We start from the raw sequence: 14,620 nt of genomic DNA on the forward strand, positions 1-14,620 counted from the left end.
GTTTAAATAGTAAATTTACTGAGATTTATTGATAACCTCAATTATGATTAGCCAGCAGATATAGATTTGATACAAGCTGAGGCGATCGCATCGACCCCTAAAATCTCTACAGCTGCATTCAACTCTGCTGCGGCTTTGGGCATACCGTAAACAATCGAAGTTCTGCTATCTTGGGCAATGGTATGCCAACCAGCATCTCGCATCATTTTTAAACCTTGCGCGCCATCCCTACCCATCCCAGTGAGTAGAACTCCTATACCGTTTCCAGTCCAGTTTTTAGCTGCACTTTTAAAAAAGACATCAATTGAGGGATGGTAGTAGCAATCTAAGGGTTCTTCTTCATACTCAAAAGTTAAATTGGGACGCATCACGAGATGATGATTTCTACCAGCTAGTAAAACCTTCCCCGGTTGCACAGAAGCACCAGGATTAGCTATTTGTACAGATAAAGAAGTTTGCTCGTTTAACCAAGCGGCAAAATTGGCAGTAAATTGAGCATCTAAATGTTGAATAACAACTATTGCACCTGGAAAATCTGGAGGAAATTGCGAGAGAATTTTTGTTAAAGCTTGCGGCCCACCTGTAGAAGCACCAATGGCAATTAATGATGGTAAATTATTAGGTTTATTTACTATTCTTGGACGGGGAGATTTATCAATTAATTTGGCGATAGTAGAGATTTTTTTCAGCAGTCCGGTACTACCTTCCGTAGGCGTATTAATAGCATCTAAAGCGCCATAAGACATTGCTTCAAAAACTTTACCAGCATAACGGCTCACACTAGCAGTCACCATGATAATTGCACAAGGCGATCGCTTCATGATGTGCTTGGTGGCTTCCACTCCATCCATATTGGGCATCAGCACATCCATTAAAATTAAGTCAGGAGTATCAGCTGCACATTTATTGATAGCTTCTACACCATCGTAAGCAATCCAGGCAACATCATAATCTGGTATTTTGGCGATGGTTCGGCGTAGAACTTCTACAGCCATTACCATATCGTTAACAATGGCGATTTTCATGAATTGGGGAAGGGGTAATGGGTAATTGGTGATTGGCTTAGTTATTAGCCTTAAATCTAAAATCTAAAATCTAAAATCAGAATCAGGGTTCGCCGATTAGGTCTATTACGGCTTTGAGTAAGGTATCGTCGTGAAAACTACTCTTTGTGAGATAGTAGTTTGCGCCTGCTTCTAAGCCATGAATTTTATCTTCTTCTCGGTCTTTGTAGGAAACGATAATTACAGGTGTATGCTTTAATTTTTCATGGCTTTTAATTTGGCTGGTGAGTTCAAAACCATTCATTCTTGGCATATCAATATCTGTAATAATCAAATCATAGTCGCTGCTACGAATGGCGTTCCATCCATCCATACCATTAACTGCTACTTCGACTTTATAACCTCTGTTTTCTAATAGTTTGCGCTCCATTTCACGGACTGTAATTGAATCATCTACTACCAGCACGTGTTTGTAGTTTTTGACGGCTGCTTTTTGAGTAGTGTGATTTACCTGGCTAATTTGTCCACTAGAAAGCACTTTGGCGATGGAACGAACTAAATCTTCAATATCAATAATTAATACTGGCGAACCATCATCAAGTAAGGCGGCGGCGCTGATATTGGGAACTTTACCCAAACGGGGGTCTAGGGGTCGTACAACTAAACTGCACTCGCCAATAAATCGGTCAACTACTACACCATAGCGACTGAGGCGATCGCTAATAATTACGACTGGGAGTAATTCGGGATTTTGTACCTGTGCTGGTAATTCTAAAACTTGATGGGCTGAGATTAAAGCGATCGCTTGCTCATTTAGCATAAAAAATGGCTGATTCTCAGATACCACAATTGCTGATCTGGGAACCATCATTAACTGATCGATACGTGCTAAACCAAAGGCGTAGGGTTCATTGGCAATTTCTACTACAAGAGTTCGCAGTACTGACAGCGTTAGGGGAAGCTGTAGGTAAAATGTCATACCTAAGCCTAAATTAGAAGCAGCCCGCAAATTACCGCCAACTTCCCGGACTGCGCTATGTACTATATCTAATCCCACACCCCGCCCAGAAATTTCTGTCACTGTTTTGGCTGTAGAAAATCCAGGTAAAAATAGAAACTCCATCAACTCAGCTTCAGTGAGTTTTGCAGCCATTTCGGGAGCAGTGAGGTTTTTTCTGACAATCTCCTGGCGTAAAAATTCTAAATCTATTCCTCGCCCATCATCAGAAACCGTAATTAACAGCATTCCAGCACGGTGGACAACTTCTATGCGAATTGTGCCGGTTTCTGGCTTCCCTACTGCTAAACGTTCCTGGGGTGTTTCAATACCGTGATCTATAGCGTTACGGAGAATATGAGTTAAAGGCCCTTCCAGGCGTTCGAGAATGTCCCTATCTACCAGCGTGGATTTCCCAGTAATTTCTAATTGAATGCGTTTACCCAATTGTCTGGACATATCCCGCACCATACGCGGAAAACCTTGTCCAGCTTCGCCAAAGGGACTCATGTGAGTGGCGATAACTTGGCGATATAAGCGATCGCTTAAATTAGTAGAACGCTGGCAAAATAATTCTATTTCATTGTGGCGATCGCCTAATAGCTGGCGGCATTCACTAGCTATTTGCGATACTGCACTCATTTGCTCTTGGATTTGGCGTTCTATTAAATGCCCAAAATGTTGTTTACCTAATAACTCTTGTAACCCTTCTAATAAGCCGGATAAGTGGGTATGACTAGTTTTGAGTTTCAGCAGAGAATCGGCAAAACCTTCCAACCACTTCGCCTCAACTAAGGATTCTCCAGCTAAACCCATCAAGGAGTTGAGATTTTCTGCACCTACCCGCACAACTCGGTTTTGTATGGTTTCGGGTTTTTCTCCTGAGTTAAAAACCTGAGATAGCGGTACAGCCCAAGGAGATTCTGCTGCTGGCTGTGGTGGCGGAATTTCTGCAGGGACAGCTTGACTAATAGGCTGGGACTTGCCAATATTTGCGATCGCACTAACTAAAGCTTGAATACTGGCTTCATCTGGTAATTGTGGGTTAGGGTTACCTTCGCAAGCTTCACCTATATGTAGCAGCATATCTACAGCCGCTAGCAGCACATCAATATTAGTTGCATTTAACTTAATTTCTCCCCCCTGCGCTGCGACAAAGCAATCTTCCATTGCATGAGCTAAGGTAACAACTAAGTTGAGTTGCACAATCCGCGCCGCGCCTTTAATAGAATGAGCCGCACGCATCAAAGCTGCTAAGTCTTCGTGGTGATGGGATTGATTTTCTAGTGCTAAGAGGCGATCGTTTAAAATAGCAACTTGGGTTTTTACTTCCATGCTGAATAAATCCAGCATAGAAAAATTACTATAATCTGTTTGTTTTGTCATCTATACACCTTTCTGTCCAAGGTGGTAAATAATAATTCCTCATCCAAATAGCCGAGACTCTTCTCACGCCAATAGAAAAAACCTTTGGTAAAGTGGTGAGTTGCTGCTGTCATACTATTTGGCGTATCTCGTAATTCACGTTGCTGAAATCGCCGAATTCCATAAAGTTCATCTACAGAAAACACCCACACACTACCTGCTTTTTCCACTACCGCCATGCGTGGATATACAACAGGACTCAAAGTTGCAATTGGGGTATTAGCAGTTTCCAAATTCAGCAAATGAGTTAACGAGATACATAATTGTAATTCGCCGCGAATATTGACCAATCCTCGTAATATTTGATTACTCCGATGGGGTAATGTATGAATCAAAGTCGGCGATATACTTTCTTTAAAAACTTGCGTAGACAGCGCCAGCCATTCACCTTGCAAACGAAAGATAACAACTGTCAGAGTTTCTGCAATTGTTAAAGTTTTAGCATCTGCCCGTTCCTGAGAAAATAGCTCAGTTCGCTCATGGCGATAATTTTCGGGTATAGTGCGCTCTAGTAACTGACGACCAATATTTGAATAAACCGGACAGTTACGACAATGAATAAAATTAGGTAACTCTGGACAAGAGCGATCGCCAGCAATCCCGATGAGTTTATAACAATTATTCATAGTAGAAAAAGAAGCAGAGGAAGCAGAGGGAGCAGAGGGAGATAAATTCCCATTACCAATTACCAATTACCCATTACCCATTACCCATTACCCATTACCAATTAACTAATTGCCCTAACCTTAAAACGCGAGATTTCTTGACGTAAACCTTGAGCAACTTGGTTAAGTTGAGAAATCGTATTATTAATTTCTCTCAAAGAACCAGCAGTTTGAGCAGAAGTACTGCTTAATTGTGTCATCGCCTCACTAATTTGTTGCGCTCCTTGAGATTGAGTTTCCATCCCTTGACTAACAACTTCAAACCTGGGTGACAAATCCTGTACTTGCTCAATAATTTGTCCTACCTGAGTGCTGATATTAGCGACATCTTCCACAGTTCGTCCGACTTCTGTGGCAAACTTATCCATTTCCATCACGCCTGTAGAAACGGAAGATTGCATTTGTTTAACCATCTGCTCAATATCAAGGGTAGCCACTGCAGTTTGGTCGGCTAAACGGCGAATTTCTCTCGCAACAACAGCAAAACCTAAGCCATATTCCCCAGCTTTTTCAGCTTCAATGGCTGCATTTAATGACAGTAAATTTGTTTGGTCTGCTACTTTAGTAATTGTGAACACAATATTATTAATATTGTTAGCTTTCTCGCTAATTACTCCTAACCTCGCAGCAATAGAATTAGTCGCCTCTGCTAGTTGGCGCATCGTTGCTTCCATTCGCAATAAATCTTTTTGACTATCAGTTGCAGCTATTGTTGTACTTTGGGACATAGCTGCTACTTCTTCCATTGTTTTTACAAGTTCTCTAGAAGTCGCGGAAATTTCTTTCGCCGCTGCTGCTACCTGATTGGTTGAGGCTACTTGCTCGGTAAGTGTTGCTTCTAATTGTTTACCTGATGCTGCTATCTGAGTTGCGGAAGAAGTTGCTTGAATCCCCGATTGTTGTACTTGTCGAATCAGATTACTCAGGTTTTGTGCCATATCTTTTAAAGTAGACATGAGCTTACCAATAACATCTGTTGAATTAGATTCAACCTCAACTGTTAAATCTCCAGCAGAAACCTTTTCTGCTAAAGTAAAAGCGCTTTGTAAAGAACGGCTTAAAGCTCTACCAGGAATGAGAATAATAGCAAGACAAACTGATATTACTGTTAATATAATACATATCAAACTACCGACAATAACTAAATCGGAAAAACTTTGCAGTTGATTAACTTCTTTTTGGTGCTCTTTTAAGTTTTCATCTTCTGCTTTGAGCATTTTATCAAGTTCTTGCCTAACTTGATCCATAACCTTTTTGCCTCTATCTTCAGAGAAATAGGTCAGCAACTGTTTATCTTGCCCATTCTTTTTCATTTGAATTGTTGTCTCTGATAGATGAATCTTTTCTTTTGATAGCTCTAAAATTTTATTAAATGACATACTATTTGAGCTATCAGATTTAAATTCTTTACTCAATTCATTTAAAACAATACTTATTTGTTCTTCTGCCTTATAAAAAGGTTCTAGATATTCTTCTTGTTTTGTAATAATAAATCCTCGCTGTCCAGTTTCAGAGTCAACTAATAGTTTCTCCAATTCTTTTAAATTTGCTTTTAAAGCGTAGCTTTTACTAACTGTATCTGCATTATCTAATAACTCTTGATTGGTTCTTTTTGTAATATATGTTGTCATGCTAGCTAAGATAACAATTAGCCCACATCCAGCTACTACAAATTGATTAAGTTTTAAACCTTGTTGCATATATTTATTGTGTCCTCAAATAATGTGAAATATATTTAGTTAATTGAGAGAAAGCTATAATTAGCAGACAAAACATCTAGGCAGAGACACACCTTGTAAATGCAAGCGTTCCCATGCCAGCTATCAGACAAACAACTTATAAATAAAAGATAGATAACTTAACAATTCATCACGTTAAAAACGTACTAACACAGCAAATATCATCTTGATTACTGATTATGCAGCCGATGAATGCGTTGCCAAAGCAGCTCAGCATTAACCATATCTCCTTGATGTTCTCGCAATAAAGCTAAATGAATTAATGCTTCTTCGTGATTGGGTTGCAGATAAATTGCTTTTTGGAAAGATGCTACTGCTTGTTCATTTTCACCCATTGCTTGTTGCAATTGACCAAGCAAGACATAGCCTTCGACACTAGCCAAATTTTGTTGGAGATAGTCTTGGCAAAATTGACAGGCTTGTTGCAAAGAGCCTTGGTCAGCTAAAGTTCTAGCAGCATCTAGAAAGTTTTGCTGGGAAATTTGTGGTTGCTGCGGTTTGCGATGGTGAGCAATACGCGGTTTGGGTGAAATGGGATGATGCTTTTTGCGATCGCCTGGGCTACTTTTGGCTACAGAACGAGACACATTCGTTTTACGATAGGCAAAGGCCAAAGAATGAGGAACCAAGGTAAAGCGCGAATTCAGTAACAAACCTGTTTCTGCATGACCAACAAATAACAAACCATCCTGAATCAGTAACCGTTCCAAGGTGCGAATAGTGCGTTCTTTGGTACTGGGTTCAAAATAAATCAACAAGTTGCGGCAAAACACAACATCATAGGATGCAGCACCCAGCAGAAAATCGATATCAGCTAAATTACCTTGGCGAAAATGCACTAAATTTCTTACCTGTTCGCACAGTCGGTATCTCCCCTCAGTTGGTTGAAAATAGCGTTCTTGGAAAGATAAACTATTGCCGCGAAACGAATACTTATCGTAAATCGCTCTTTGAGCCGTTAACAAGCATTTTTTACTGATATCAATCGCATCAATGTGAAAATTAGCCGGATTTAACCCAGTCTCCAAAAGTGCGATCGCAATTGAATAAGGCTCTTCACCAGTAGAACATGGCACGCTTAAAATCCGTAATACTCTTTTGGACTGATTGATCAACCACTCAGATTGAATATATTTTTGTAAAAAATTAAAAGATTCCCGCTCCCGAAAAAACCAAGTTTCTGGAACAATTACACTATCAATTAATGCTTCCCATTCTGCTGTAGATTCCTGCACTTTTTCCAAATAGGAGGCTATTTCTGTAATTTTCCCATCCGCCATTCTCTGCTCAATAGCTCTAGCAATACTAGCAGCACCTATTGAGTTTGCATCTAAACCAATTCTTCTTCTCAGTAAAGCTTCGCCATCAGAATAGGTCATTATAAATAGTGGTACAAAATTAAATATATTGTGCTTAATTCATTCTGTTTAACTACGGCCAGCATATTTATTTGTGATCATGAAGTACACGGGTAGGGGCAAGGCAGTGCCCATACGTGTCAACTTAAGCTAAAAGATATATACGGTGCGTGTTGTACAAAAACCCTCGCCCTCATCCCCTCACCCCTTCTCCCACAGGAGAAGGGGAATTAAATCTCTTGCTCCCTTCTCCTGGTGGGAGAGGGGCTGGGGGTGAGGGCGAAACCTTGCAACCAAACGGGTTTCACGTTAAGTTGACACCAATGGGCAGTGCCTTGCCCTTATAATTATCTGTACCTCACGAACTTGCAATCTAGTGTATATGTTTAGCAGTGGGTGATTACTTCTAGTAAAGAATGCAATATTTAGGAAATTCCAAACAATAAATTATTCAACTTATTTTTTCCAAAATTCAGTTTACCTCCCCCTGCCTAAATATTTAGTTAGCTGGCAAAAGATAAACTTGTTCTGCTTCTGATAACAAATGTTCAATCTGCAAACATTGAATCATACCTTGCTCATCTAAAATCATCTTACCCAGATAAGGGGTTGAATTTATTTGAATATTGGTATCAACTAACTGTATTTCTGATTGCTGCAACGTTTCTACAACTCGCTCTGCCATCAAACCTACAAAAGCAGACTTTGAAGAAGACTTTGCAACATTTCCTCGCCAATAATTCACCAGAATAATGCGAGAACTCAAGTGTTCACAGCAGGGTTTACCTTGTATCAACTGGCATAAATCTAGCACAGGAACAATTTGTCCTCGATAGTTAAACACACCAGCTAAATGCTCAGGTGTGTGAGGAAGGGTTTTGAGGGTGACAAGTGGTAAAACTTCTACAACCTGTTGACTCGCTATAGCGTAACGCTCATTATTTAAGTAGAAGAGTAACATTAACATTTATACACCTCACCCAACCTACATGAAAGGGTTTTCGTTCTTAAGATAGCCTTAGTTATAGTCAACAGCAATAAGGGTTTATTTATAAATATTTTTGTAGGTTGTGTTAGGCACTTATTTTTAATATGATTTGTGACGAAATAACTATCCTAGCGCCTAACGCACCATCTATGGGTTTAATTAAGTTTCGGGCTTTTGTTTCTCTTTCAGCATCGTCGCTGTTTGGAGATCTAGCTGGCTCAATATTTGGTAAACTCTTCCTCGATAGTGGTATACCTCCGCATATTGAGGATTAATCCTCAATGCTTGATTGTAATCCTCTATAGCAGAAAGATATTTTTTAAGTTTAGTATTAGCCATTCCTCGGCGCACATAAGCTTCAGTCTGTTTAGGATTCAATTGCAATACTTGTGTGTAATCTGTTAATGCTTCTTGAAAATTTTGCTGTTCAAAGTTTTGCTTTCCAGATGCCATTAAAATTTCAATAGCTTTTTGACGAGTTTCCGTAGCCTTATCAACTATTCCTGCTAATTGATATTGTTCATATGCTTGTAACCATTGTTTTTGTTTTTCAAAATCTTTAGCTTGATATTCAGCTTTTTTAGCTATATTCTCACTGTTCATCCAGCAACGTTTTTCATCATCAAATCGCCTCATTTGATGCCATTGCTGGGCTGCATCTTCCCACTGTTGTTTCACTTCCAGTAGTCGAATTTCACAGATTTGCTTTTTTTCTAAATTTCCTGCTTGTTGCCAACAGTTTGCTGCTGGTTGCCACTGTTCATATTTCTCAAATAATTCAGCAGCCTGCTTATATCTTCCAATAGCTTCCCATTCTCTCGCTGCTTGTGCAAATTGGCCTTGTGCTTCTAATAAATGAATTTCACAAATTTGCCTTTGTTCAACATTACCTACTTTTCCCCAACAGGTTGCTGCTGATTGCCATTGCTGAACACGCTGGAAAAGTTTAGCAGCAGTTTCCCAATTTTCTAATTCAGCAAAAATTTCCGCAGCTTCTTGATATTTTCCTTCTTTGTGTAGTTGTTTAGCTCTTGCCTGGGAATATTTTAATCTATCACCTGATTTCTCAAAACATTCAGCAGCTTGTAGATAAAACTCAGCTTTTAAGTAATATTCTCCACGTTGCTGCCAATCTTGAACTTGTGTACCCGAACGATTTTCTGCAACCGTTTGCATATCCTGAATTGTGTAGTGATTTATTAGCTCAGGTTGTTGCCAAAATTCAGAAATTTTTTCTTCCCAAACATTTAAAATCCGACGGGCACGAGTTATCGCCACATAAAGTAAATTTAGTTCTAATAATAACCCTGGTGTTTCATGCTCTTGCAATCGAGAAGGTTTTTGTAAAGCTCTCTGCCATAAATCCCGACGACACTGAAAAAAATCTACTAAAAATACAGTATCAAACTCTAACCCTTTAGCTTCCTCAATTGTAAACACTAAAGAAGACTTAAAAGCCTCGCGCAGATGTTCTCTTTCTGGATTTGTCCTCACTAAAATAGCATCACCTGGATGCAGCGTTTGCAGTATAGATTCAAGCTGTTTATTAGAAGCAGCAACTATACGAGTTGGTTCGCCATAATTACTAATATCCTCAGTATTCTTATATGGATAAGATGTATTTAATAATCGATAACGTACTTGTAATATTTGATTAGCTAAATTAACTAATGAACCAACACTGCGGAAGTTGAATGTAAATGTTTCTTGCAGAGGTTGTTGTCGTCCGTGGTGAAAAAATCTTGTTTTTAAGTCTTCCCAACGAAAACCGCTAGGACTAATCATTTGGTGTAAATCACCAGCAAAAAATAAATTACCTGTGGGTGCAATTAGTCGCATGATAAATTCCAACTGTAATTCCGTAAAATCTTGCACTTCATCACAGACAATTAACCGATAATCTTTAAGACTTTTTTCACTGATAATTTCTAAAGCTCTACGAGTCAAATCTATCTCATCAAATCGCCCATTCTCTTTAATTTTTCTTTGATACCAATAGGTAAATGCAGAGTAAAAAGTAGCACGTCTACTAAGTTGGATAATACTTGAACGTTTAGCACCTAAATGTTCATATTCAGATTGGCTTAAATAATCTGCATCTAAAGCTAATTGGCTGCCTTTAATAATACTGCGAATTTCATTCCAAACTAAAGCAGTAGGATATCTTTGACGTTCTTTATGTAAATAAATTTTTTCAAAAATATGAAAATTTACTTCATCTTCTGGTGAATAAATCTCTCCCGTTTGCTCGAGAATTTCTAAACATAAGTCTCTTAAGGTTTTAAACTGAAATAGAGATGTAACTGCAGGATTGTTAGTACCTAATAATTGATAAAATTGTTCTTTTGCATTGTTTACCAATAAAGGGTTGTAAGCAACATAAAGCCTTTTACCAGATTCTGGATATTGTAAATAATCATATAAAATGCGATGTATAGCTACTGTAGTTTTGCCAGTTCCAGCACTACCTTTGAGAAGAATATCGTGGTTTTTTGTAGCTAGTGCATATTCTTCTGGTGTGAGTTTTAATTGTAAATCTACATCCTGATTGATAATAGCGCTTTGCCAATCTTCAGGTGAGTCTATAATTAACCACTGGATATTACCTAATAGTTCATCTCTATGTTCTGATGAAATTACTGAATCTAAATCTTCATCTTCTAATAGAGCTAATTCTAGTGTGTCACGTTCAGTTTGTGGCAGTTCATGCAAACTTGATTCTATGTTACCTAGGGTATTAATTATCTCTCCATCTAACCAAGTTGTATCTGGTGTTCTTTCTCTAGCTGCCTTTCTAGGAACATCATCATGATCCAAACAAATATCCTGAATAGCGATGTAAACTCCTGCTTTTCCTGTTTCAGGCTGTCTTGATTTGTTGTAAGTGAAAATTAAACGACTAGCACGATCAATCCTTGCTTCCCAAACTCTTTTAGTAATGCCTTTAAGCCGTTTAACCCTCAATCCACCATCAAACTGCCGCTGTCTTAGCTGATTAATGCAATCCCAAGTTTTTTGTCGAACAGTACTACTAATATCTTTACGCAAAAATTTTACAACATCTGGATGTAAGACGATTGAGAGCATAATTTTGTTTTGTCAGCTTAAATAAATTAGTCAAAAAATACATAGATAAATAATTAATATTGGTCTAACTCTTATTAATCCTAAATTGCCAAGTGAAATTTGCGATCGCCCATACCCAAACAGAGCAAATATGGCTGACTTTCTAGAACTAATAAAATTGTTCATCCATTGCTTTTAACATTCTCTCAATCTTCTCCATCGCCAAGGGTGATGGTTGAGAGCGTTTATTTTCCCAACGGTTAATTGTTGAATATGTAACACCTAGAGAAGCTGCAAACTGTTCTTGCGTTAGCCCAGCCACAAGCCGCAGCCTCCGGATAAGCTGTCCTACCTCTGGCTGATTTCTCACCAAGGGTTTTTTGATATTCATTTACCTTTTCAATCCGCTATCTCAAGTAGCTAATGCTATATTATTTGCTACATCCTAACTATGTTTAAATGCCGCAATCATCAGTAATCACTCGTAATTAAAATTCTTCTTGAGACAATTACTGCTTTAGCCTGAGTGCGGGATGATGAATTGCAGACGAATATTACGCCAGGGAACAGAGAAAAGCCAGCAAAGGCTTTGGCTATCTAATTTTTATGTTTAGGTGTTTAGTAATTTATCTAGCGATCGCGCCATCTCAGCCACTACTCTGCTACTCAACATACTGGCATTGAAATGGCAGAAATCTACTGGCACTTTGTAGACATCATCTGGATCGTTCTATTTTCGCTGCTGTATATCCTGACTTTGTTTTAGGCTGTAAATCAAGGTTTGGAATAGATTAATAGTAGTTACCCAAATAATTAAGTTTACCTAGATTCAAAATCAAAACAGTAGATTTAGTTAACGATTTTCTTAATAGAATCCTCCAGATATTTACTCATACTATATCAGTATCAATTGCAAGTACCTGCATTTTTCCCATGCTTTAGGAGCCTATACAATCATTGGTGGATTTTTATTTTCATCGTAAAAGACAGGCGGATTTTTGATTATTTTTGCGTAGCTAATTTATCTATAATATTTGATGAATACTTTCAACAACTTGCTCAATAAAGTCGACTGCATCATTAACCAATAATTCATCTATATACCATCGATTTCCTATATTATAAGTAGGATCTATATCAGCTTCATGAGCAATTTTATTTCTACGATCAACAATTAAGCTCATTTGCTGTTTGATATCTCTTGTTGGCCTACATATTTTAACAGCAACTTCGTCCCATAATTTCTTATCTGATATAAGCCTAATTGCGTCAGCTATCTTATCTGGTTGTTGAAAGCTTTTATAACTAAGAGTTTCTCTGATTTCATTTTCTAGCCAAGAAACATTATTATTAAGCTTATTCACTATACTATTTGATATTACTGGAATTAAAGACGAGATTGTATGAGACTGCTGTATAAATGTGGAGCCGTAACTCTGCTGAATCTCGTTTTCCAACCAAGATGCAATATCTGTTGCCATTATCCGTTCTTGACGAGCAGCACTTAACGAAATTTGAAACCGAGAAAAGGCTGATTGAGTAGTATTCGCGGGAGGGCTGGGTTCAGGACGTTGCTCGCAATGAATTTCTATCATCCCCAATGTAACAACTTCGTGAATGTAATAGTCTAAAGCACTCACAGCTAGAACCAAAGATGCTCTTAAAATATCAGACACATCTAAAGCACCGGTAGCTTGAGCTTTTATAGAGTTGTGAAGAGCAATGAGGTCTCGAACGCGACCAATACTAATACGAAATTGGTCAAGCGCTGACTGCATAGGTAGAGGTAGAAGTTAGTGCAATAATCTTATCTGCTAGGTCTGAAAAAGTTTTCCTAAATTCTTCTTGTTTCTTTTGGTTATTTTCTAATACTATTCCTGTTTGTTCCAATTGCTCAGGTGTGAGGTCATAAACTGGTGTTCGGTGTTCCTGAGACAGAGCAATCAGACTATTAAAATTTGAGATTTTCGTAAGAGAGAAACTACCGTTAATTCCCTGCTCAGTGTATAGTGTTGCAGGTAGCATCATATTATTCTGGCGTAAAATAGGAACTAACTTATCAGAGACAGTTTGCTCAACTTTCTGAATCCATGTTTGAAAGGCAGCAGTCTCTTTTCCTCGTATAATTCGATAATTTTGCACAATAATTCCTAAAAAATGTAACTTAACGTTAGGAAATGGGTAAGCAGCATCTTTCAGAATTTGCAGAGAGCTTGCTGTTTTGGCCCAAGCGCACCATCTTGGTAAAACTTTAGCTAAAGAGTCTATTGCCATTACTGAGAAGAAATCCGCAGTGGTTGGCACAAGAAAAAAATCACTCGTCATTAATAAATTCTGATTTATCGAGCCTAAACTTGGACTCATATCAATTAAAATATAATCCGCATTAAACTTAGTAGCTGTTTTATCTAATAAATCAGTGATAGAGCCTGGTAAATTTTTAAGGGCTTGAATTGAACCACTTAATTCTTGAGCAATACCTAATGTCACCTCATATTCAGCAAATCCAACATGACCAGGCAATAAAAATAACCCATCTCGACCTTGTACGGGTATACAATCTACAGCCTCAATAGCCCTAGGTTGAGACTCAAAAGCGGGAGCTAAACCTGTCTTAATGTTTGACGTTGTATTATATATATTTTCTATTCTTGCCTCATCATCCTCTGTTTCTTCTCCCAAAGCCATTCCTGTGAGATTACATTGCGGGTCGGTATCCACAAGAATGACTCTTTTACCTTTTGAGGCAAGCATCCATCCTAAATTAAATGTGGTTGTTGTTTTGCTAACTCCACCCTTGTGATTAAACAAGGCAATTTTTAGAACCATTGCAATATGCCTGCATACATTAGCTTTCAGGTGTCAATTATAAGTATAGCTTGGGGCTTTTGTTCAAAAGTCGCTAGTTTACATACAAGCCGAGAAAACAATACGGTTCAGTTAAGCCTCACAATTAGGTAAAGGCTAAAGCAGAGACGCGAAATTTCGCGTCTCTAAAACTAATTTTGATCAAGTGGAGTGTGGGTGTAACAATTTTTGGGACAAGTCCTAGCGCAAGCCTGGCAACCAATACAATACTCTGGATGAATGATAGACATAACTTTACGCTCTATTTCCTCATTCTCTTCATCTTCCACAAACTCGCCATCTTCGTTTAATGCTCGCAGGATTAGCACATTCCGACCACAAGCTTTAAAACATCTACCACAGCCAATGCATTTGTCTTGGTTAATATCTTGGACAAATTGGGGTGTCCAAGCTTTTCCCCCAAATGTTAAACCAGTAAGTATTGCCATAGTGTAATTTTCCGTAATTGCCAGGGACAAATCAATTCAAAAATGCTTGAGTGCAGTTAACAGTCAACTGTTAACCGTCATC

General features: G+C 38.4%; 11 protein-coding genes and 1 pseudogene. 1 reads left to right on the forward strand and 11 read right to left on the reverse strand.

Annotation, left to right across the window (positions count from 1 at the left end):
- Positions 1-47: 47 nt before the first annotated feature.
- The 8 genes from cheB to AACU25_RS09780 all read right to left on the reverse strand — a co-directional run bounded on the left by cheB (position 48) and on the right by AACU25_RS09780 (position 11,633).
- Entirely contained in the window at positions 48-1,025 is a 978-nt protein-coding gene (gene cheB, locus AACU25_RS09745; RefSeq protein WP_096575079.1) for a chemotaxis response regulator protein-glutamate methylesterase, read from the reverse strand.
- Between the two features lie 82 nt (positions 1,026-1,107).
- Positions 1,108-3,387, reverse strand: a complete 2,280-nt coding sequence (locus AACU25_RS09750) for a hybrid sensor histidine kinase/response regulator (RefSeq protein WP_096575081.1) — start codon at positions 3,385-3,387, stop codon at positions 1,108-1,110.
- Positions 3,384-4,052, reverse strand: coding sequence for a chemotaxis protein CheW (locus AACU25_RS09755; RefSeq protein ID WP_096583636.1), 669 nt, complete (start codon positions 4,050-4,052; stop codon positions 3,384-3,386). The genes AACU25_RS09750 and AACU25_RS09755 overlap by 4 nt, the downstream gene beginning before the upstream one ends.
- Before the next feature lie 101 nt (positions 4,053-4,153).
- Positions 4,154-5,791: a methyl-accepting chemotaxis protein gene (locus AACU25_RS09760; RefSeq protein WP_096575082.1), complete on the reverse strand. Its 1,638-nt coding sequence runs from the start codon at positions 5,789-5,791 to the stop codon at positions 4,154-4,156.
- A 209-nt stretch (positions 5,792-6,000) separates the two neighbouring features.
- Positions 6,001-7,209, reverse strand: a complete 1,209-nt coding sequence (locus AACU25_RS09765; protein ID WP_096575084.1) for a CheR family methyltransferase — start codon at positions 7,207-7,209, stop codon at positions 6,001-6,003.
- Between the two features lie 478 nt (positions 7,210-7,687).
- Positions 7,688-8,149 (reverse strand): chemotaxis protein CheW, encoded by a 462-nt coding sequence (locus AACU25_RS09770; RefSeq protein WP_339382011.1) that lies wholly within the window; start codon positions 8,147-8,149, stop codon positions 7,688-7,690.
- Between the two features lie 186 nt (positions 8,150-8,335).
- Entirely contained in the window at positions 8,336-11,263 is a 2,928-nt protein-coding gene (locus tag AACU25_RS09775) for a UvrD-helicase domain-containing protein (protein ID WP_096575088.1), read from the reverse strand.
- 148 nt (positions 11,264-11,411) lie between these two features.
- Positions 11,412-11,633: a helix-turn-helix domain-containing protein gene (locus tag AACU25_RS09780; RefSeq protein ID WP_096575090.1), complete on the reverse strand. Its 222-nt coding sequence runs from the start codon at positions 11,631-11,633 to the stop codon at positions 11,412-11,414.
- 243 nt (positions 11,634-11,876) lie between these two features.
- Between AACU25_RS09780 and AACU25_RS09785 the strand changes: the two are divergent.
- Positions 11,877-12,008: pseudogene (locus AACU25_RS09785) on the forward strand (cytochrome c oxidase subunit 3); the annotation flags it as partial.
- 259 nt (positions 12,009-12,267) lie between these two features.
- Here the strand turns inward: AACU25_RS09785 and AACU25_RS09790 are convergent.
- The 3 genes from AACU25_RS09790 to fdxB all read right to left on the reverse strand — a co-directional run bounded on the left by AACU25_RS09790 (position 12,268) and on the right by fdxB (position 14,538).
- On the reverse strand, positions 12,268-13,020 hold the full coding sequence (locus AACU25_RS09790; RefSeq protein WP_096575092.1) for a HEPN domain-containing protein: 753 nt from the start codon (positions 13,018-13,020) through the stop codon (positions 12,268-12,270).
- The gene (locus AACU25_RS09795; protein ID WP_096575094.1) at positions 13,004-14,071 is read right to left on the reverse strand and encodes a ParA family protein; all 1,068 of its coding nucleotides are present in this window, start codon (positions 14,069-14,071) and stop codon (positions 13,004-13,006) included. The genes AACU25_RS09790 and AACU25_RS09795 overlap by 17 nt, the downstream gene beginning before the upstream one ends.
- Positions 14,072-14,241: 170 nt before the next feature.
- On the reverse strand, positions 14,242-14,538 hold the full coding sequence (fdxB, locus tag AACU25_RS09800) for a ferredoxin III, nif-specific (RefSeq protein WP_096575096.1): 297 nt from the start codon (positions 14,536-14,538) through the stop codon (positions 14,242-14,244).
- Positions 14,539-14,620 lie beyond the last annotated feature (82 nt).

The organism is Tolypothrix tenuis PCC 7101 (assembly GCF_963874875.1).
Lineage (GTDB): Bacteria > Cyanobacteriota > Cyanobacteriia > Cyanobacteriales > Nostocaceae > Aulosira > Aulosira tenue.

Bases quoted from the DNA above. Each gene is read 5' to 3' on its own strand.
- cheB (WP_096575079.1), bottom strand. From the start codon at position 1,025: ATGAAAATCGCCATTGTTAACGATATGGTAATGGCTGTAGAAGTTCTA.
- AACU25_RS09750 (WP_096575081.1), bottom strand. From the start codon at position 3,387: ATGACAAAACAAACAGATTATAGTAATTTTTCTATGCTGGATTTATTC.
- AACU25_RS09755 (WP_096583636.1), bottom strand. From the start codon at position 4,052: ATGAATAATTGTTATAAACTCATCGGGATTGCTGGCGATCGCTCTTGT.
- AACU25_RS09760 (WP_096575082.1), bottom strand. From the start codon at position 5,791: ATGCAACAAGGTTTAAAACTTAATCAATTTGTAGTAGCTGGATGTGGG.
- AACU25_RS09765 (WP_096575084.1), bottom strand. From the start codon at position 7,209: ATGACCTATTCTGATGGCGAAGCTTTACTGAGAAGAAGAATTGGTTTA.
- AACU25_RS09770 (WP_339382011.1), bottom strand. From the start codon at position 8,149: ATGTTACTCTTCTACTTAAATAATGAGCGTTACGCTATAGCGAGTCAA.
- AACU25_RS09775 (WP_096575088.1), bottom strand. From the start codon at position 11,263: ATGCTCTCAATCGTCTTACATCCAGATGTTGTAAAATTTTTGCGTAAA.
- AACU25_RS09780 (WP_096575090.1), bottom strand. From the start codon at position 11,633: ATGAATATCAAAAAACCCTTGGTGAGAAATCAGCCAGAGGTAGGACAG.
- AACU25_RS09790 (WP_096575092.1), bottom strand. From the start codon at position 13,020: ATGCAGTCAGCGCTTGACCAATTTCGTATTAGTATTGGTCGCGTTCGA.
- AACU25_RS09795 (WP_096575094.1), bottom strand. From the start codon at position 14,071: ATGGTTCTAAAAATTGCCTTGTTTAATCACAAGGGTGGAGTTAGCAAA.
- fdxB (WP_096575096.1), bottom strand. From the start codon at position 14,538: ATGGCAATACTTACTGGTTTAACATTTGGGGGAAAAGCTTGGACACCC.